This window comes from Roseateles sp. P5_E1, assembly GCF_054049335.1.
On the sequence record NZ_JBFUMN010000414.1, the window covers coordinates 1 to 543 of the forward strand.

Annotated in this window: 1 protein-coding gene; it reads right to left on the reverse strand. The window is 68.7% G+C overall.

Annotated features, from left to right (window positions below; all coding sequences use genetic code 11):
• The coding region (locus ACXJKJ_RS31825; protein WP_457395712.1) for an aminotransferase class I/II-fold pyridoxal phosphate-dependent enzyme at nt 1–529 on the reverse strand (529 nt) is incomplete at its 3' end.
• Between the last annotated feature and the right edge of the window lie 14 nt (nt 530–543).

Here is a 543-nt window from a genome sequence, read left to right on the forward strand (position 1 = left end):
GTGTTTCGATTTCGACCGGGACCGGCTGGAAGCCGTTCTCCGGTGCGCAGCGGTAATACACCGGCCGGCCGTCGTTGAGGATGGTCGCCGCCGACCACAGCGGATAGTCGGGAGAGGGCACCAGCACTTCATCGCCGGGGTTGAGCAGGGCGCGCAGCGACAGGTCGATCAGCTCGCTGACGCCGTTGCCGATAAACACCCGGTCAGGATGCGCGTCGGGGGCACCGCGCCGGGCGTAGGCGGCGGCAATCGCTTCGCGGGCCTCGGGCAGGCCCTGCTGGTGGGTATAGGGATCGGTGCGGCCCATGTCATCGGCGATCGCGCGCTGCAGGTGCTCCGGCGCGCGGAACCCGAAGTTGCCCGGGTTGCCGATGTTCAGCTTGATCAGCTTGCGGCCCTGCGCCTCCAGCTCCCGCGCTCGTCGCGCCAGTTCGCCCCGGATCTCGTAGCGGACTTCGGACAGGCGCTCGCGGGTGGCAAGCGGCTTCAGCGGGGGCGTGGACATGAACGGGCCGTCATCGTCGGGCATGGAAATGGCATGGT